The following is a 19,343-nucleotide window of genomic DNA, read 5'->3' as shown; positions in this document are numbered from 1 at the left end:
TGGCGGTCGTCGACACACGCCGCATGCAGCACGAGGAACAAGGGATGTTCGCGCCGGCCAATGAAACCCACTTTGCCCTGACCATCGAAGGTCTTTCCGCCGATTTCCAGGTGTTTACCCTTACCGGTCGGGAAGCCGTCAGCCAGCCTTTCGTATTCGAGGTGGAGCTGGTCAGTGAGCAGCCGTCGCTGGACCTCGAAACCCTGCTGCACAAACCGGCCTTCCTGCAACTGTCGCCCGACGGCAGCGGCATCCACGCCCTGATCTACCGCGCCGCGCAAGGCGATTCCGGCAAGCGCCTGACGCGCTACTCCGTGACCCTGCGCCCGCAACTCGCGTACCTCGCCCACCGGATCAACCAGCGGATCTTCCAGAACCTCAGCGTGCCGAAAATCATCGGCAAGGTGCTCGAAGAACACGGCATCCAGGGCAACGCCTATGAGTTTCAGACCGGTTCGATCTACCCCGATCGCATCTACTGCGTGCAGTACGACGAATCGGACCTGCATTTCATCCAGCGCCTGTGCGAAGAAGAAGGCATTCACTACCACTTCCAGCACACCGCGACGGCGCACAAACTGGTGTTCGGCGATGACCAGACGGTGTTTAAGAAACTGGCGCCGGTGGCCTATCAGCAGGACTCCGGCATGGTCGCCAGCGACCCGGTGATCAAGCGCTTCGACCTTCGCCTGGAAACCCGCACCAGCCGCACCACCCGCCGCGATTACGACTTCGAAAAACCGCGGATCACCCTCGAAAGCGAAAACCGTGGCGACGCCCTGCCCGACCTCGAGGACTACGATTACCCGGGCCGTTTCGTCGACCGCGAACGCGGCAAACACCTGGCCAAACGCGCCCTCGAACGTCATCGCAGCGACTTCCAGCTCGCCGAAGGCAAGAGCGACCAGCCGTTGCTGGTCAGCGGCCATTTCCTCGCGCTGAAAGAACACCCGAAGGCCAAGTGGAATGACCTGTGGCTGCTCACCGAAGTCCATCACGAAGGCAAGCAGCCGCAAGTGCTGGAAGAGTCGGTCACCAGTGACACCACCGCGCTCAAAGACGATTTCCATCAGGGTTACCGCAACCGCTTCCAGGCCACCCCGTGGGACGTGCCGAACCGCCCGCCCCTCAATCATCCAAAGCCGCGCATCCTCGGCAGCCAGAGCGCCGTGGTCACCGGCCCGAAAGGTGAAGAAATCCACTGCGACGAATACGGCCGCGTGAAAGTCCAGTTCTACTGGGACCGCGACGGCCTCGCCGACGACAAGACCAGTTGCTGGCTGCGCGTCTCCAGCGCCTGGGCCGGCGCCCAGTACGGCGGCATCGCCATCCCGCGCATCGGCATGGAAGTGCTGGTCACCTTCCTCGAAGGCGACCCCGACCAGCCGCTGATCAGCGGCTGCCTGTACCACAAGGAAAACACCGTCCCCTACGCCCTGCCGGCGAACAAGACGCGCACCACCTTCAAGACCCTGAGCTCGATGGGTGGCGGCGGCTTCAACGAACTGCGCATCGAAGACAAGAAAGGCCAGGAACAGATCTTCCTCCACGCCCAGCGCGACTGGGACGAGAACATCGAACACGACCAGAAAATCCGCGTAGGCAACGAACGCCACGACGTTGTGGAAAAGAACAGCTACACGGAATTCAAGGCCGAAGAACACCACACCGTTTACGCAGACCGCAAAGTCGAAGCACGCGCCAACGACCACCTGACCGTGGGCGTGAACCAGCACATCAAGATCGGCACCGGGCAATTCATCGACGCCGGCCAGGAAATTCACCTGAGCAGTGGCATGAAGGTGGTGCTGGAGGCTGGGGCTGAACTGACGCTGGTCGGCGGTGGCAGCTTCATAAAGATCGATGGCGGCGGCGTGACCATGAGCGGGCCGGCGATCAACATCAACTCAGGCGGCGGACCGGGCAGCGGCACTGGTGCTGCGCCATTGATGCCGGGCGTGCTGAAACAGGCGGATGCCGACAAGGCTGGCGCCGTACTGACGCCGGCGCAAATCAACACCCTCAAACGTAATGCGCCGTTCTGCGAAGAGTGTGAAAAATGCAAGGCAGGTGCCTGTGCCATCTAATCGACTGACACCCAAAGACTGGCTGGGGCAACAGCCGCTGCAGAAAGACGAGCGGCTGTATCTGGTCATCAGCGCCGCCAGCGATGCCGAAGCGCTCAAAGCCCTGTATCAGAGCGAACCGTCCGTACAGGCCATTCCCGTCTGGGGCGGAACGCCCTACTCCACCTGGCAACCGGTGATGCCTTACGTCGCCGAACTCAAGGCCAACTCGGCCTTCCTGCCCTGGATCACCGAAACCGACGCCCTCGACTGGGGCTGGCTGGCGGTCTCCCGCTCGGACCCCAACGAAGTTTTCGAACATCTGCGCAGTTTGACCCAAGTGAAGATGCCGGACGGGACCGAAGTGTTTTTCCGGTTTTGGGATGGGCGGCATATCTATCCGATTCTTGAGGGGTTGGGTGAGACGGCGGGGGAAGTGTTGCCGGTTTTTGAGCGGTATCTGATTAATGGGCGAAGCCTGGAAGTCGGGCCGAGGGTGGTGCCGAAGGCGAAGGATTGGCCGTGGTGGGAGGTGCCGAAGAAGTTGCTGGATCAGTTGGCGAAAGAGGATCACACGACCCTGATCGGCAACTTGATGCAATGGCTCGAAGAAGCACGCCCGGACCTCTACAGCGCGTGGCCCGAGAACAACCTGAAACTGAAAATCACCCGTTTCGTGCGTCGCCCGGATGCTCCGGACAACCTTAAAGAAGCACTGTTAAACCACCTGATTCTGGAGCAAGGCTAAATGATCGCGAAGGAACGCATTGCTTTCATTGACAAACAACTCAACACCTTCAAAGACAGCTTGACGCTTTATCAGGAGCAAACAAAAACCTGGTATGCACAACTTGCTGACAAAGGCAGCCGAACTGCAGACTTGCCTTCACTGTTGGGCATGGAACGCATCATAAAGGTCGGAAGTACCAGCAAATCGGTGAGCATGACCGACGGCGACTTCACGTCGAACGTGGCTCGGTGCCCGCTGAAAGGCCCCCTGCTGATCGAAAGCAAATTCGAATCGGTTTATGACATTCCACTGGGCAATATCGACGTTGAAATCATTGCTGTGGAAGGTGGGGCAATCAGCAAGGTCAAGCTCGACGCCCAAGGTAAGGCAAGCTGGACTGGCGGCATTCCCGGCAAGTTTTACAAAATCCGCGTTCACAACGAAGTGACGCCTGGCCAGATCGATACATTGTTCAATTCCTACAAAGGAATCACGGCTGATCTGGAAGGCTTCCTGCGCAAAGAATGGGCCGGGTTCAAACCGCAATGGTCGAATTTGTCCGCATCCGGCATGGCTATGGCTGTTGGCAGCGGGATTCTTGAGGGTGGCTGGGAAGCCATCAAAGGGGTCTGGGATGGCATCAGCCTAGTGCTCGACATCCTTCAGGATCCGGGAAAGTTTGCCAAAGATTTGGGAGCGGGCACCCAAAAGTTGATTGATCTGGCCAAACAATCTCCAGACGTCATGAAAAAGGCGATGTTACTGGCCAGCGACGAAGCTGCATTGTTCTTGATGGTACGCAGTGCCGTGATCTGGTTGGCAGGTTTACCACCAACGAAACTGGCAGGTGAATCAGCAAAGATGACAACTGCGGTGGTGGTCGGCATCGCCATCGACATCGTGATTGGTATCGTGCTGACCATTGCTGCCGAAGGTACGGGCGTAATCTATCTCGCCGCCCGCCTGAAAAAATACGGCCAAATCATCATCAAGGCTGTCACTGGTTTTGTGGAGTCGGTATTCAAGATCATCAAAGGATTCATGGAATACGTCGCCAAATACACCGCCGTTGCGGCGCGTGGGGTGACGGCAAAGGTGAGAAACGGCATCTCGGAATTGCGTTTTGACGGTAAGCGAGTGACAACCGTCGAAGCACCAAAAGCCCATCACGACGCGCCTGCACAATCCAAGACGCCTGACGAAAAAAGTGCAACTTGCGCTAAAAACACATGCACGAATGGTTGCCCGGTTTCGATGGTGACCGGCGAAGAACTGCTGACACTGACTGATGGGGAACTGGATGGTACTTTGCCTTTTTCCTGGACTCGTCTTTATCGCACTAGCGCAGCAGAAATCGATTGCGGCCTTGGCTATGGCTGGAGTCATGCGCTGGCACAACGGGTTGACGTCAACAATGATGAAGTAGTCTGGACTGACCACGAAAATCGAGTTATCACATTCCCGCTGCCGAGCCTGCAACGTCCAGCAATAACAAACAGCCTTTCTGAAGCCGCAATTTTTATTGGTGATGATCCCTCTGAGCTCATCCTTGCTCAGGCTGGCGAACGCTCCCAGTTTTATCATTTCCGCTACAACCGCACCGGCGCAACACTGATTGCTGTCAGCGACGCGTATGGCAACAGGCTGCATATCACTCGCGATATCCATGGCCGCATCAAGCGAGTCGATAACGGCGCAGGTCGTGCGTTGCTTCTGAGGTATGACCGCAAACACATCGTAGCCATCGAATATCAGCAATTCATCCCAGCAGACACTCTGGAAGATGCATGGAGCACAATCCAGACCATAGTTGCTTATAGCTACGACTCAGAACATCGACTGATCGCGGCAAAAAACGCAGCAGGTGAAACGGAGCACTACGCATACAACGCTCAGAACGTAATCCTAGAACGGCGCCTGGCTGGTGGTGCCATCTTTTACTGGGAATGGGAGAAGGAAGGTAAATCTGCCAGGTGCATCCATCACTGGGCTAACTTTTCGCAAATGGACACGCACTACGCTTGGGATGATAAAGGTAGTGTCACTGTCACCAATGCGGACGGCAGTGAAGAGGTCTACACCCACGATGACAAAGCACGACTGGTCGCCAAAGTTGACCCTGACGGTGCTGAAAATCTCAAAGCCTATGATGACAAGGGTCGTTTGGTCGCAGAGCAAGATCCTTTAGGTGCAATTACTGAATTCCATTACAACGAAACCGGGCGACTGATTGCGGTTATTCCACCAGAAGACGAACCCACCGGCTATGAGTACAGCCGTGGATTCGTGAGCAAGGTCAGTCGCGGAAAAGCCACTTGGAAGTACCAACGCAACAACCAGGGCGATGTAACGCAGCAGACTGATCCAGATGGCAACACGACCCACTACAGCTACGACAACCGGGGACGACTGCTGGAAATCAGTTACGCCGACGGTGGCCGTCATCAATTGGGCTGGAACAACCTTGGCCAATTGTTGGAGGAGCGCCTCCCCGACGGCGGTAAGCGTAAATATCGCTACGACGCACTCGGCCGGCAAATCACGCGCCAAGATGAGTCCGGCCAGATTACCCAGTATCAGTGGGATGCCGCTAACCGTCTCTCGCAAATCACCCTGCCAGGCGGAGCCACTCGCGCTTACACCTACAACCCATATGGGCGCGTGACTGCCGAACGCGACGAACTCGGCCGCGTCACCCGTTACGAATATGCCGACAACCTGCACCTTGTCAGCCGTCGCATCAATCCTGACGGCAGCCAGCTGCGCTATCGCTACGACAACTCGCGCCTGCTGCTGACCGAAATCGAAAACGAACGCGGCGAGCATTACCACCTCGATTACTTCCCGAATGGCCTGATCCAGCAAGAAACCGGCTTCGACGGTCGTCGCACTGCATACGAATACGACCTAAATGGCCAGTTGCTGAAGAAAACCGAATTCGGCGATGACGGCAGCGAGTTGGTGACTGAATACCAACGCGATGCCGCAGGCAGGCTTCTGGTGAAAACTCTTCCCGATGGCGAAGAAATTCACTACAGCTACGACGCCCTCGGCCGCCTGGTCAACGTCGACGACGGACACTGGCCGCTCGCCTACGAATACGACCTGCAAGATCGCCTCGTCACCGAACACCAAGGCTGGGGCACCTTGCGCTATGAGTACGACAGCGTCGGCCAGCTCAAGCACTGTCGCTTGCCCGATGGCAGCAAACTCGATTACCGCCATCAACCCGGCGGCCTGCTCAGCGGCATCGATCTCAACGGCTCGCGCCTGACGTCTCACCAGTTCAGCGGTGGTCGCGAACAGCAGCGCCAGCAGGGCCTGCTGCTCAGCCGGTATCAATATGACGAACAGGGCCGCTTGCAGGCTCACAGTGTCAGCCAACGCGACAAAAACCTGCTCCAGCGCCGCTACAACTACGACGCAAACGGCAACCTCGCCGGTATCGACGACAGCCGCAAAGGTAGCCGCAGCTACCACTACGACCCGCTTGATCGCTTGATCAGCGTTCGTGGCTCGACACCGGAAAGCTTTGCTCATGATCCGGCCGGTAACCTGCTCGGCCAGAACAACGAAGGCACAGCCAACCTCGCCAACGTCAAAGGCAACCGTCTGCTGATGCAGGGCGACCGCCACTACGACTACGACGCCTTTGGCAACCTGATTCGCGAACGCCGTGGCGCTGGCCAGAAACTCGTCACTGAATACCGCTACGACTCCCAGCATCGACTGATCGGCGCGAGCCTGCCGGGTGGCAGCACCGCGTCCTACAAGTACGACGCTTTCGGTCGTCGCATCGAGAAAACTGTCGATGGCCATACCACCGAATTCTTGTGGCAAGGCGAACGTCTGATTGCCGAAAGCGATGACAATCGTTATCGCACTTATATCTACGAACCCGGCAGCTTCCGCCCGCTGGCCATGCTCGACGGCGAAGGCCCGCGCAAGGCAACGCCGTTCTACTACCAGCTCGACCATCTCGGCACACCGCAGGAGCTCACCGACTACAGTGGCGAGATCATGTGGTCCGCGAAGTACCGCGCCTACGGCAACCTCGCGGCGCTGGACGTCAGTAAAATCGATAACCCGTTGCGCTTCCAGGGTCAGTACTTCGATGCGGAGACAGGCCTACACTACAACCGTCATCGCTACTACAATCCAGAGTCTGGACGTTTTCTGACCCCTGACCCGATCAAGCTTGCGGGTGGGTTGAACAGCTATCAGTATGTGCCCAACCCTACCGGATGGGTCGATCCATTAGGTCTGAGCTGCACACCTGGCGCTTGTCCAAAAGTTCAATCCATAGACCCTAATGAGATACGCTTCTCCCAAAATAGCGTTTCCTATAACAAAGTGGATAGAGGAACCGGTGCAAACTTCAACTATGATGATCTTGTCAGCTCGATGAAGAAAAATGGATGGCAGGGCGATCCTATTGATGTAGTCCGCATGCCAGATGGAAAGCTTACCAGCATGGATAACACCCGTGTTAGAGCTGCACGAGAGGCAGGTATAAAAGTTGAGGCGAGAGAGTGGAAGCCAAACGATCCACTATCAGAAAGTAACAGAGAGCGATTTGAGGTAAACGATGTGATGCCCGACACGTGGGGTGAGGCATTGCAACTTAGAATTCAAAAACAAAAGCCGAAAAGATTTGGCAATGAAAACCCACATGGCTCTGACGACTTGCCAAAACTAACAGGAAAAAAATGAAGATCTTTCTCGATATTGAACAAATAGAAAACTATAACTTCCCAAGCGAATTTATAGAATTCGCAACCATGGAGCCTAAACCAGACATTGAGCCTTGGTGGCTATTAGTATACAAAGAAGGAAAAATAAACAATTGGCACAACACACTAAAAAAACTTTACCCAAAACGCACTCTAGTGCCTTTCGCAAAATTCAGCGCGAATGATGACATTGCTTGTTTTGAGGGCGAAGATTTATCTGGAAATCCAAAAGTTTTAATAATACACGCCTATGCTTCGGAAGGATGGGAGCTTCATGGAGAATATCCTGATTTTTGCACTTGGCTAAAAACAGCCATTGAGACCCATGCAGAATGGAACGAAGAAAATTGAAAAAATAACTATTAAATTTTATCTAAATACTCAGGGGGCACTGAGGATATCAACCAAATATTATTCTCTGCCCTAAAAAAAACGAACCCATCAAGAAACATTTCATGACTTTTCACGCGTAGAACAACGGATGACCCATACCGCTGACCAACGTCAAAAGCTAAGTCCTTATTTTCAGTCAAGTGCACGTAATGCCTAGCCCCAGCTTGCAACCCTTCTTTAAAAATTGAGTCAACAAAGCGATAGGCAGTACCATGATATAAATAACAAGGAGGCTGAACGACAGGGTAATCACGAGTTACCAATTTTGACGAATGCCCTTGTACAGCACGAACATACACCCCATCCTCTGAGATCTCAAATCGTCGCTTATCGCTTCCCAACACTACCCTCTTCACAACCTCATCATCCGCCACCACCCCTAACTTTTGCATCCCTATCAGAAGACTGTCGAGCCTTGCCCAACCCTCTGAATCTAAATGCAGCCCAACAGATTCAGGTTTATGACGCAGCAGAAAACTCATGGTTTTACTTAGACGATCAACTTCACCAGTCATAACAATTTCCTAATAGCAAAGAGCACGAATAACAACCATACAAAAATATATAACAATTAAAACATGAAAACAAATCACCAATTAAAGGCTACAAATTTATTTTCCGCCAAAGAAAACAAATCCAACCTTTCTCACCAGCCAATTTTTCATGACAAAAATAATCGTCTGACTTTCGGAAAGATCAATGTTAGAAAACAATAAAACAATAGAAATCAATGGAGAGGACGCCCTTGAGGTTCTAGAGGAAATTGAATTTATCTTGATTTCGCTGCACAAAATGGGAAGCTACTATTGCGACAAGCCTGTCAACGATTATCAAAAAGCGACTACCGATTTTATTGACAACGAGAAGGTGACTCAAAGACTTGCGAAGGTGAGAAAAATCATCTCTACAAAATTTGATTCAACCCTCGGAGAGGATGACATGGACGATATTGAGCGTCATATGGAAGGAATCCAATTTTGGAAGCCTTAGACAACCTTTCTCTGCTATTCCAATAATTCGGGATTAACTCTAAAAACCATTTGGCATTTTTTTAGATTTTCCAATCAAAGAAAAACCTCATCAAAAACCCTCCGACTAATAATCTCATGAAAATCACTATATCGCGCATAGTTAAAATCCACACAGAAAAGACCCTTGTTGAATTCTCCACCCTTTATGGAGAAGGTCTTTCAAGCTTATTCACTCTAGAGGCAAGAGAAAACCGTCCCTATGACGTCGAAATAAATATTGATGATGATTTTTATTGGGGTAAAAACATCTTCACCTCAATGAGCAACACACCCTCAATTCGCCACGAAGCCGAAATAACCTATATAACAGCAGAGCTAATTTCTATTACCGAAGATGGATGCGGTTCGCTGAGACTTGGCAATTCCATCATCTTCATCTCACTAAAAAACGACAATAAAGATCTTATATTTCCGAGTTTTGTTGAGATCTTAGCTATTCAAATCACCCTTTACCCAACTAACATCTGAGCAGTGCTCACCCCCCCCTCAAATACCTCTGGATATAACTAAATGAACACAAGCAAAATCATCACCCTCGGAGGCAAAATAACTCTCGATGACATTTCCCAGCTTGATCAAACAATCGACATTTCTCTCGAAATAGAAAACTTGAAGGAAGACCTTTTTCAAGCGACTTTCCCATGCGGCCAAATACTCGATATCGGATGGTATCCAGAATTCAGCACATACGGTTCCTTTGTAATCTCTCTAATCCGCAATCAAGACTGGCAAAATCCTACTCATTGTGAAAAAGCCAAAAACTGGGCAGAGCTGAAAATCGCGCTAGAGAACATATTAAAAAACCTGGAAAGCTAGTATCGATAAACGCTTCCGATATATGGAGTAAACCACCTTACCAAAACAACATCACCGCTATCCCCCCTCAATCATCCCCTCCAAAACCTCATACTTAACCACCACCCGATTCCCATACAACCGCTCCCTCTCCATCAACGCTCCCACCTGCCCCTTCTCCCTCACCTCCCGCCAAATCTCATTCTCCCGATACACCCGCTCCCCCTCTCGCACAAACCGATGCCCCACCCCAAACACGTGATACCGATAAGCCCGCTCCCGGTCGCACAACAACTCCCCCTCCAACTGCGTCTCTCCGACCTTCAATTTCAGCTGAAAACTGCGATCCGTCGGGTTGTGCAGTACCAGGTCGATGTAGTTATAGAAGATCGCCGCGCCGGAGCCGAATGGCAGGACGCGGCCGTCGTCCGGGAAGGGATCGAAGCTGTGGTTGGCGCGTTCGATGACGACCAGGGGTGAGTGGATGGCCATCCAGTGGATGAGGTTGCTGAGTTGGCAGATGCCGCCGCCGATGCCGGTGCGGGCTTCGCCGAATGAGAGTTCCATGCCTTCGACGTAGCCGCGTTGGCGGGTCGGGCGGCCGACGAGGCGGCAGAAGGAGAAATATTCGCCGGGGGCGATGGTGACGCCGTCGATGGCGGCGACGGCGAGTTTGAGGTTGATGACTTTGTTGTGTTGCAGCGCGAGGTCGGAGTCGCCGAGTTTGCGGATCAGTTTTGAGGTGTGTTTGAGGTAGCGGTAAGGCAAGCGCTCGGACGTCGGGGCAGGCCGCGCGTAGCGTTTGCTCGAGCAGTGCCAGGCGATGTGGCGGAACAGTCTTTTTTGCCGCACGCGCAGCCAGTAAAGGGCCGGGTGGTAGAGGGAAAGTGGTTTCATCCGTGGCGAACGGCGCGGGCCGTTGTCTTCCTTGAGCTTTAAAGGGCGGCGCATCTTACCGTGGAACCGCGCTTGATCGCCAAGCGCCTCACCTGTGTCGCAAGCCGTAACAAGTCGCCCGACCCGGGCGCTCGAAAATTAAGCTTCAACTAAGGTTGCGTCCCTACCATCCGGGCCACAAAGCAGCGGTTCTGTGTGCTGATTGCCGTCAGCAGAACCCTTCAACTTGAAGTGAGCCCAGACCATGAGTGCGATCGATTCCACCTCAAAACAACTGCCCGCCTTCAGTCTTGTATTGGTCAATTACAAGACGCCGGAAATAACCCGGATGTGCCTGGAGTTTCTCCAGCAATACGTCAAGGATCATCAAATTCCGGTGTGGGTGGTGGACAACGATTCCGCCGATGAAAGCCTGATCTACTTGCGGTCCCTGGACTGGATCAACTTGATCGAGCGCCCTTCACCCGGCAAGGAAGCGGGGCATATTGCTCATGGCAAGGCACTTGATCTGGCACTTGCGAAAGTTGAAACCGATTACCTGTTTTTGCTGCACACCGACACTTTCGTTTTTGACAGTACTGTCTTTTCGATGATGATGAATGAGTGCATGCAATCTTTGGATACAGCGGCGGTAGGTTGCGTCGAGCAATTGGATCGCGGCGTGCTTAGAGACACCTGGCGTTTGTCTTCACGTTATTTCAAACACTATTTCCGCCGGGCAAAACAGCAATTGGGGTTGCCGTCCAGAGATCCAAAACCCTACCGGGAAACTCACCTGAAAAGCTTCTGCACCTTGTGGAATGCACGGCTGATCAAGGTTCACGGGCTGCATTTTTCGATGGACGACCGGGTCCCGGGATACACGCTGCAGGATCGTTTAAGCAGCCTTGGCTACGGCATCAAATGTCTCTCGCCGCGGACGATCTTCCGCTACCTCGATCACATCCAGGCCGGCACCGTGGCAGCTATCGGTGGATACGGCACACAGCACCGCCGCACCACCATGTATCAGGAAACGCTCAAGCGCCTGCAGTTACAACAAGGCATGCGACCTGCAAAATAGTAAGACAATAAAAAAGGGCGACTTCAAAGTCGCCCTTTTTGCATCTGAATTCTTTGGCCTCCACTCCGAGGAGGTGTTCGCCCAGTGTAATGGCCTGGCAATCCATGCACCGGTAAAGAGCCCTGACACTGGGCGAACGCGAAGGATTTTAATGGAAATTGGCGGATATGTCGTCCTGCTTCAACATGAAATTTATGTACTGAAAAGTTAAAGAAAATATTCGTCGATATTTCCCGACAAACTTTCTGACATCACCACCTCGAATACTTCATATGACTGTTCTCATACAATTACTTGTACAAGAACAGTCATTCTGTAGAGTCAATACTCAACTTTCATGCTGACTGGTCACTTTTAATACATCGGTGTAAGTGACTACGACGCTCTGTCCGACTTTCAGGTTTTTCAGTTTGGCCTGAATCTCGGGCTTTTCGACGTTGAGGGTTTTCGACTGGCCCGACGGGTTTTCCAGGGTGACCTGGTTTTTCGCCAAATCAATTTTGGTGATTTTCAGTTGTACCTGAACCTGGCGAAAGGCCTCGCCACCGGGGTTGCTGCTGCCCACTGCGTTGCGCAGTTCACCGGTGCGCTCGGTGGAGCCAGGCAGACCTTTATCCACGTCGGTGTCCAGATAAGCGGCGACCGAACGTGTCACCTCGATCTGGACCAGATCCCCCACCTTGAGATTTCCGAGGTTTTTCGCCTTGTCGCTGAGCTGAATGTGCACCTGGCGACCTTCCGCGCCTTCCAGAACCACTTGATGATTGGCCGGGTCAACCGCCAGCACTTTGGTGGTGACCCGGTCGGCCTCGACACCGGCCGAAAGCGGTATATCGGCGGCCACCGCCGAAAAGCTGGCAGTAGAAAGGACAGTGGCAAGTGCAATGGCGTGCGTCAGTGCTTGGAGCTTCATAAGCGGTACTTTCCCTGTGATGGATGGCAACACCCGGCGCCAACGTGGTCAGCGACGGATGTGCCAGTGAGCATAGACGCGCTTCAGGGTTTGTTCCGTGATCGTTGCGCAGTGTCCTGCGCCGTGGACTCGCCACTGGGGGTGCCTTTACCGGAGCTCTGCCGCTGTTTGGGATCGGTGGGGCGCAGCGCGTCGTTGTCGCGCTCGGTTTCACCCGGCGGACGAGGTTCATCGGGGTGCTCGCTATCAGGAACAGTCTTCATGTCGGACCTCCTCAGGCTTCCGGGTCATCGAGTTCCCGCGTGACGTTCACAGCAGGTGAGTCCTTGTGCAGGTCATCGGCTTTGGCTCTAAGGATCTGCCACTGCTCAAGATCGATGGCACCTTGACCAAGCAAATCGTCAGCAATGCGCTGCAGATCGAAGTAATGGGCATCCGGGGATTGTTGCCAGTACGTCTGATCGTCAAACATTTGCTGCCAGGTCGTCAGGTCTGGAGATTTCAGTTCCTCGCTCATGGATCGGATCCTCGGCCATGTTCCTCGGTAGAGGGGGCATCCCGGACAGAGTTCCAATCGATTCCTTCGCGGCACGGCGCGCGGAATCAATACCCGGTCATCTCCAGATAACCCTGCCCGCTCCGATTGCCGCTCAGGCGCACCGGCCCTTCCCAATACGGAATGCGCAGGTTCATCCAGGCGTCGGGGTTGATTGCATCGAGGGTGATCTGCAGATTTTTTTCCGGAATGCCGATCGACCAGCGCACCGGCATCGAACGTCCGGCGACCTTCGCAGTGTTCTGCGGGGTCAGCTTGATCTGGTCGGCGTGCAGGGTTTCGGTCTGGCCATCGGCGGCAATCCACGTGCCGGTGAGGTACGGCGCCCCTTCCTTCTGGCGCATGCGGTAGAGCATGACGTGTTCGCCGCTGTCCAGATGCAAGGAGAACCAGTCCCAGCCCGTCTGATTGGCGGTCAGAGGTTGACTGCTCCATTCGCGGTCGAGCCATGCCGGGCCGTTGACGGTGTAGGTCTGGCCATCGATCTGCAGGGTGCCGCTGGCCTGGAAAAACGGTTGGCTGTAGTAATACGACGCCTGGCCCTGTTCGGATTTCTGGCTGAAACCCTTGTCGCCTTGCAACACCAGCGGGCGGCTGGAGGTCAGGCGCAGTTGATAGCTGAAGTTCTTGTCCCGGGCGCTGAGTTGCAGGTCGGCCAGCGGATCGCTCGCCTGACTGACGAAACGCCAGTCATCGATCCACGCCTCGAACGGCGCTGCATGCACGCCGGCCTGCCCGACGCCGCCACGAGCGTAACGCTCGGCGGCGTGGTGGACGCTGGCCGAAGTCACCGCCGCATGCCCGAGCCAGATCGTCTGGTTTGCCCAGCCCGGCTGCTGCGGTGAGGCGTTCAGAGCGCTGCGAAACAACGTCCACTGCACGCCGAAATCGTTACCCTGCGCATCCTTGAGATTGGCCGTCACGTACCACCATTCAATGCGAAAACCGTCATGGGCGCCGTGATCCGCCGGAAAGCTGAATACCCGTCCCGGCACCACCGGCGTGAAGGCCTGTGCCTGAGCGCCCATCCCGGCGAAACCCTTCTGCTCCGGTGCGGGGTTGTCGCAACCACTCAACAACAACGCCAGAAACACCAGCGCAAACCTAGTCCTCATGGGCAAACGTCCTCAGCAGGTCCGCCGGTTGCGTGCGGTACAGCGAATACAGCGGCCACGCCGAGGCCAGCAACGTCGCCAGCAGCGCCAGCCCCATCAGTTGCAGCAACTGCAATGGAAACACCCGCAGCGGCAGACGCCAGCCAAAGGCCTGAACGTTAATAACCGCGTCCAGGCACCACGCCAGGCCGATGCCCAACGGCAAGGCCAGCACCAGCGTCAGCAGCGCCAACAGCCACGTTTGCCCGAGATTGAGCAACATCAACTGCCGTCGCGTCACGCCCAGGGCCCACAACGGTGCGAGCTGGCCGAGACGGCTCTGGCTCTGGGTCAGCAGGCTGATGAACAGCGCCACACCGGCGACGGCCAACGTCAGGCTATTCAGCGCGGCGGTCGCGGCGAAGGTGCGTTCGAAGACTTGCACCGACCAGCCTTTGAGCCGCGCCTGATCGACGATCCGGCTGTCATCGAGCTGGAAACGTGCCTGCAAGGCCGTGAGCAACGCCGGGATGTTCGGCGAGTCGATGCGCAGGTTGAAGCGGTTCGGCGTCAACTGCGGCCAGCCGCGCAACAGGTGATTGCTGTTGATCAGCACATGGCCCTTGGGATTGCCATAGTCAGCGTAAATGCCGACTATGCGCGGCGACCACGACCCGCCCGGCGTGGGAATCGTCAGGTGATCGCCCGGCGTCACTTTCAAGCGCCGCGCCAGTTGTTCGCTGAGCATCACCGCATCGTCCTTGGCCAGCGCCGCCCACGGGTCGTCTCCTCGAGATTCGAGCAAAGGCCAGTGCTGGCGATAGTGCGGATGATCGATGATCCCGAACACGTCCGCCGGCCAGCCTTGCAGCGTCACCGACACCTGCCAGTTGGGCATGATCGCGGTGACGTTCGGTTGCTGTTTGAGCCAGGTGTACAGCTCTCGCGCCTGCGCCGGGTTGCTCGGGTTCAGATAAAGCTCGGCTGTGAGCCGTTGTTCGAGCCAGTCGTTGAAGGTCTGGCGAAAACCGGCGGTCATGCTGCCGGCGCCGATGTTCGCCGCCATCGCCAGCAGCAGCGCCATCAAGGCCAGGCTCAGCGCCGGCAATTGCTGGCGGCAATCGGCGAGAAACCATTGCCCGAGCACCGAGCGGCTGCGCCCGAGCAAACCGTTGAGCAGCGCGCTGAGCAACACCGGCAACGCCAGTGCGGCGCCGAGCAACAGCCCCGCCATCAACACAAAACCGCTGGCCAGGCTGTTGCCCCATACCAGCGCGGCCAAGGCAATCACTGCACATACGCCGGCCACCCAACCCTGACGCCGCAACCAGCGCGCATGTTGCTGATGCCAGGCCTGAGGATCCGCCACCGCCAGCAACGGCAGACGCGCCGCCCGCAGCAAACTGTTGGCCCCGGCCAGTAACGCGCCAAGCAGGCTCAAGCCGATACCGCTGAACCACCACCACGGACTCAGGCGCAACTGCCCCGCCACTTCCGCGCCGTACAAACCGCGCAGGCTGGCGGCGACGTCCGGCAACAGGACGCTCGCCAGCCAGTAACCACTGACCACGCCGAACAACCCGCCGATCAACGCCAACGCGCCAAGCTCAACGATCAGGCAAGCGATCAGCATCCGCGCGCTGACCCCGCAGGCTCTCAAGGTGCGCAGCAATCCCCGGCGCTGTTCCAGCGCCAGACCGATAGCCGCGTGGACAATGAACAAGCCGACGATGAACGAGAGAAACCCGAGGGCATCGAGGTTGAGGTGGAAGCTTTCGGTCAGTCGCGCAAGGTTGTTTTCCTCGCCACTGCTCTTGAGCTGCAACTGACCTTTGAACGCGGCCGGGATGTCAGCGTGAAAATCCTTTGGCAGCAGCAGACGTGACAGTTGATCGGGCTGTTCGAGCACGCGCTGAGCGACGCCAATGTCCACTAGCAGCACGCCGGGTGCCATGTCGGTTTGCGCGCGCAGCGGCGGCAGCGTCTGAGCGGTTTCGGTGGCCGGGGTCGCGCCCTCGGCGAGGTTCAGCGCCCGCAAGGTTTCGGGAGAAATCCAGGTGCTGCCCGGCGGACTGAAGAACTCGACGATGCGCTCGATCGGCATCGCCTGCCCGGCCACCGCGCTGTCGCCGGGTAACGACACCGGCTCGATGCCCATCAATTGCAGACGCTGGTTTTCGTGGCCTTTAAGAATCAGGCGCCCTTGCAGCACCGGCGACACCGGCCAGCCCAGGCGCCGCAGATCAACGAACCATTGTTGCGGGAACGTCGCGCCGTTTGGCGTGCTGAGGCTGGCCTGGGGTTCGCCGCCAACCAACTGGCTGGCCCGGGCGTAACTGTCCCGCGCCTGACTGTTGAGCGCTTCGACTCCGGTCAACAGACTGGTGGCCAACCACAACCCGGTCAGCACGCTGAAAAACTGCACCGGATGGCGCCGCCAGTGACTGAGCAGCGCCATCAACGCGTGGCGGAAAACCTTCACGTCAAGCGACCGCTGGACAGCACCACGCGCTCCGCCAGCCGCGCCGCCACGCGTTGACTGTGGGTGACCATCAGCAAGGTGGTCGGAGTGTCATCGAGCAATTCCAGCAACAGCCGCAACACTTCGTCGCTGGTGGCTTCGTCGAGGCTGCCCGTGGGCTCGTCGGCCAGCAACAGTTTCGGTTGCGCCGCCAGCGCCCGGCCGAGCGCAACCCGCTGTTGCTGGCCGCCGGAGAGTTGTTCGGGATAGCGCTTGAGTAATTCACCCAGCCCCAGACGCTGCACCAGATGATGCTGCCAGCGCGGGTCATGCCGCCCGGCCAGCCGCGCCTGAAACGCCAGGTTGTCTTCGATGCGCAGGCTGCCGATCAGGTTGTACTGCTGGAACACCAGACCGATTTCGGTGCGCCGCCAGTTGGCCAGTTGCGCCTCGTTCATCCGGTCCAGCCGATGTTCGCCGCTGCTGATGCTGCCGCTGTCGACTTTGTCGAGCCCGGCGATCAGGTGCAGCAGCGTGCTCTTGCCGCTGCCCGACTCGCCCATCAGCGCCAGACTGCTGCCGGGCTTGAGCGTCAGGTCGATGCCTTGCAGCACCGGCAACGGGCCTTGCGGGGTGAGGTAGCTTTTGAAGACGTTTTGAACCTGGAGCATGCCGCCATCCGATCGATCCGTGTCGGCCAAGGATAGCGGATACCGACGCGTTACTGACCCACCGCCACACTCGTCGGCGCCTCACCCGGCGTGACGATGCTGTTCAGGTCGATGTGTTTCCACTCGGGTTTGGCCCCCAGCCGTGCGTTGAAGCGGTAGTTGAAGGTGAATTCATCCGCCGTCGCCACGCTCAGCGGTTTGCCGTACACCGCCTCGATTCCCGGCAGGTCGTAGCCCATCAACTGCAAGAGTGTCGGGAAGATGTTGTAGTGACTCGAGCGATCCTTGTTCGCCGCCAGTTGCGCCGACCAGTCGAGCGTCTGCAACTGATCGCCCTGAATCACCACCAGCGGCACCACCCCTTCTTCCTCCACCGGGTCGCCGCCGCAGTGGGTGTTGAGTCCCGGATTACCGCGCTCGTGCAAATCCTGGCCGTGATCCGAGGTGTAGATCAGCAGCGCGTTGTTCAGATTGGCCTGGGCAAACACCCGCGAGAAGAACTCGCCGACGTTCCACAGCACGGTGTTCTTGTAGGCGTTGCGATACAGCACCCAGTCATCCGGCTGGCCGTTGAAACCGGTGCGTTCGCCGGTGTCGGCGACTTCCGTGAACTGCCCGCGCGGCAAGGTCGGACGGTAAGCCATGAAGGCGTCCGGGTATTTGTCGTGCACCGGAAAATGCGCGCCGACCTTGTTGATCAGCACCAGCTCCGGTTTGTCGTCGTTGAGCAGTTCGATCAACTTGGCGGCGGCGGCCATGTCGCGGTCGCGCACGCTGGTCTGGTCGAATTGCACGAATTCGTCGATGTCCTTTTTTTCGGCATCGTTCATCAGGTTCTGCAGGTTGCCGCCGGTGCGCTGAGCGTCGATGTAGACCGTGCGCATGCCGGCTTTTTTGGCGTACTGCCAGATCGACGGCAGCGTGCTGTTGATCCGCATGTAGTCGGCGCGGGTGCCGCCGTAGCGCAGGGTGATGTTGGTGTCGGCGCTGCAATTGGCGATGGACGCCGCGTAGCCGTAATTGAAGATCTCGACGCCCGGACGGGCCTGCTTGAGGTTGCTGTGCACGCCGAACGGCGCGTTGATGTCCAGGTAATTGCCGGAAATGCTCTCGTCGATGATCAGCACGATGTCGTGGCCGACCGCAGGACCATTGCGCGCCAAGGTCACCGGCTCACGCGGGCCGACGGTGTTGTGCAGCGCTTCGTAGCCGAACAGGTTCAGATAGGCCAGCGGCGTGTACATGATCGGCAACCCGCGCGCGCCCTCGCCGGCCCGCACGAACAACACGGCGCTGAGCAGCAATACACCGCACAACGGCGCAGCGATCCGCAAGGCATTGGGCACCGGGATCGCGTGCCGGGGCTTGAGACCGATCCCGAACAACAGCAACAACCCGTTGAGCAGCCCGTGGATAATCGCCCCCCGGTACTGATACGCCGCCTCCTGGATGAAGCCGCCGGAGTACACCAGCGAGACGAAACTGCTGTAGGTCAGGTAATCGGCGGTCACCCTCGTATAAACATCGAAGAACACCGCCGAAACAAACAGGGTTAATGCGAACAAATGCCGAATGAAAGTCTGACGTATATAGGCTGTTAGTAATAATGCGAAAGTCAGCGTCAAAAACATCGCGCCAAAAAGAAGTACTGCCAACCCCATACCCATCGCATTTAAGCGGTCAAGGTAATATTCGAAATAAAGCAGCAGATAAATAATTAAAAGCAGTTCTTTCAGGTATCGAAACATGGCAATTCCGGGGCGCGTCCGACGAGACATGGTCAATCATTTGTCGGTCAAAATCTGACACTAGCACCGGGCCATCAAAGCGCAAGAAATGTCGGACATAATGCAAAAGCGTCAAAAAACTGTTGACTCAAATCTGACACACCCAAGTCGTTAAAACCCTTGAATTTCGCGGCCTACGACCGTTTATCGTTT

The 19,343-nt window shown here is 56.3% G+C and carries 17 protein-coding genes; 8 read left to right on the top strand and 9 right to left on the bottom strand.

All coding sequences use genetic code 11. The annotated features are described in order from the left end of the window. The first annotated feature begins 44 nt into the window (after positions 1-44). Genes tssI through K5E37_RS21445 form a run of 4 tightly spaced genes read left to right on the top strand, consistent with a single transcriptional unit; the run spans position 45 to position 7,880 of the window. Positions 45-2,087 carry a type VI secretion system tip protein TssI/VgrG gene (gene tssI / locus K5E37_RS21460; protein WP_085607626.1) on the top strand — a complete coding sequence of 681 codons (2,043 nt, stop codon included), beginning with the start codon at positions 45-47 and terminating at the stop codon, positions 2,085-2,087. Next, complete coding sequence (locus K5E37_RS21455) at positions 2,077-2,814, top strand: DUF4123 domain-containing protein (protein WP_085607628.1); 738 nt, start codon at positions 2,077-2,079, stop codon at positions 2,812-2,814. Before tssI ends, K5E37_RS21455 begins: the two co-directional genes overlap by 11 nt. Next, complete coding sequence (locus K5E37_RS21450) at positions 2,815-7,509, top strand: RHS repeat-associated core domain-containing protein (RefSeq protein WP_221535084.1); 4,695 nt, start codon at positions 2,815-2,817, stop codon at positions 7,507-7,509. Next, positions 7,506-7,880: a hypothetical protein gene (locus tag K5E37_RS21445; RefSeq protein WP_074687771.1), complete on the top strand. Its 375-nt coding sequence runs from the start codon at positions 7,506-7,508 to the stop codon at positions 7,878-7,880. The genes K5E37_RS21450 and K5E37_RS21445 overlap by 4 nt, the downstream gene beginning before the upstream one ends. An 11-nt stretch (positions 7,881-7,891) precedes the next feature. On the opposite strand, the gene K5E37_RS21440 is transcribed toward K5E37_RS21445, so the two are convergent. Then, positions 7,892-8,437 carry an RNA 2'-phosphotransferase gene (locus K5E37_RS21440; RefSeq protein WP_221535083.1) on the bottom strand — a complete coding sequence of 182 codons (546 nt, stop codon included), beginning with the start codon at positions 8,435-8,437 and terminating at the stop codon, positions 7,892-7,894. Between the two features lie 184 nt (positions 8,438-8,621). Between K5E37_RS21440 and K5E37_RS21435 the strand changes: the two genes are divergently transcribed. From K5E37_RS21435 to K5E37_RS21425, 3 genes are all read left to right on the top strand, one after another. Continuing rightward, the gene (locus K5E37_RS21435; RefSeq protein WP_085607634.1) at positions 8,622-8,912 is read left to right on the top strand and encodes a hypothetical protein; all 291 of its coding nucleotides are present in this window, start codon (positions 8,622-8,624) and stop codon (positions 8,910-8,912) included. 116 nt (positions 8,913-9,028) lie between these two features. Then, entirely contained in the window at positions 9,029-9,421 is a 393-nt protein-coding gene (locus tag K5E37_RS21430) for a hypothetical protein (RefSeq protein WP_221535082.1), read from the top strand. A 42-nt stretch (positions 9,422-9,463) separates the two neighbouring features. Continuing rightward, positions 9,464-9,769, top strand: coding sequence for a hypothetical protein (locus tag K5E37_RS21425; RefSeq protein ID WP_085607638.1), 306 nt, complete (start codon positions 9,464-9,466; stop codon positions 9,767-9,769). A 57-nt stretch (positions 9,770-9,826) separates the two neighbouring features. Here K5E37_RS21425 and K5E37_RS21420 read toward each other — a convergent pair whose 3' ends face one another. Then, positions 9,827-10,645 (bottom strand): VanW family protein, encoded by an 819-nt coding sequence (locus K5E37_RS21420; protein WP_221535113.1) that lies wholly within the window; start codon positions 10,643-10,645, stop codon positions 9,827-9,829. 244 nt (positions 10,646-10,889) lie between these two features. Between K5E37_RS21420 and K5E37_RS21415 the strand changes: the two genes are divergently transcribed. Continuing rightward, positions 10,890-11,708, top strand: a complete 819-nt coding sequence (locus K5E37_RS21415) for a glycosyltransferase family 2 protein (RefSeq protein WP_179695611.1) — start codon at positions 10,890-10,892, stop codon at positions 11,706-11,708. A 328-nt stretch (positions 11,709-12,036) separates the two neighbouring features. Here K5E37_RS21415 and K5E37_RS21410 read toward each other — a convergent pair whose 3' ends face one another. The 7 genes from K5E37_RS21410 to K5E37_RS21380 all read right to left on the bottom strand — a co-directional run bounded on the left by K5E37_RS21410 (position 12,037) and on the right by K5E37_RS21380 (position 19,151). Further along, a complete protein-coding gene (locus K5E37_RS21410; protein WP_221535112.1) occupies positions 12,037-12,621 on the bottom strand; it encodes a hypothetical protein in 585 nt (194 codons plus the stop codon). Positions 12,622-12,704: 83 nt separating this feature from the next. Next, a complete protein-coding gene (locus K5E37_RS21405) occupies positions 12,705-12,884 on the bottom strand; it encodes a hypothetical protein (RefSeq protein WP_221535081.1) in 180 nt (59 codons plus the stop codon). Positions 12,885-12,895: 11 nt separating this feature from the next. Beyond that, positions 12,896-13,138, bottom strand: a complete 243-nt coding sequence (locus K5E37_RS21400) for a hypothetical protein (RefSeq protein ID WP_127797575.1) — start codon at positions 13,136-13,138, stop codon at positions 12,896-12,898. An 86-nt stretch (positions 13,139-13,224) separates the two neighbouring features. Next, positions 13,225-14,292, bottom strand: a complete 1,068-nt coding sequence (locus tag K5E37_RS21395) for a lipocalin-like domain-containing protein (RefSeq protein ID WP_221535080.1) — start codon at positions 14,290-14,292, stop codon at positions 13,225-13,227. Next, the gene (locus tag K5E37_RS21390) at positions 14,282-16,753 is read right to left on the bottom strand and encodes an FtsX-like permease family protein (protein ID WP_221535079.1); all 2,472 of its coding nucleotides are present in this window, start codon (positions 16,751-16,753) and stop codon (positions 14,282-14,284) included. Before K5E37_RS21390 ends, K5E37_RS21395 begins: the two co-directional genes overlap by 11 nt. Then, entirely contained in the window at positions 16,750-17,403 is a 654-nt protein-coding gene (locus K5E37_RS21385) for an ABC transporter ATP-binding protein (protein WP_007956196.1), read from the bottom strand. The genes K5E37_RS21390 and K5E37_RS21385 overlap by 4 nt, the downstream gene beginning before the upstream one ends. Before the next feature lie 50 nt (positions 17,404-17,453). Next, the gene (locus K5E37_RS21380; protein ID WP_221535078.1) at positions 17,454-19,151 is read right to left on the bottom strand and encodes a sulfatase-like hydrolase/transferase; all 1,698 of its coding nucleotides are present in this window, start codon (positions 19,149-19,151) and stop codon (positions 17,454-17,456) included. Positions 19,152-19,343 lie beyond the last annotated feature (192 nt).

Source organism: Pseudomonas sp. RIT778, assembly GCF_019718735.1.
GTDB lineage: Bacteria > Pseudomonadota > Gammaproteobacteria > Pseudomonadales > Pseudomonadaceae > Aquipseudomonas > Aquipseudomonas aphyarum.
Note: the sequence above shows the minus strand (reverse complement) of the source record. Positions and strands in the feature narration are given on the sequence as shown.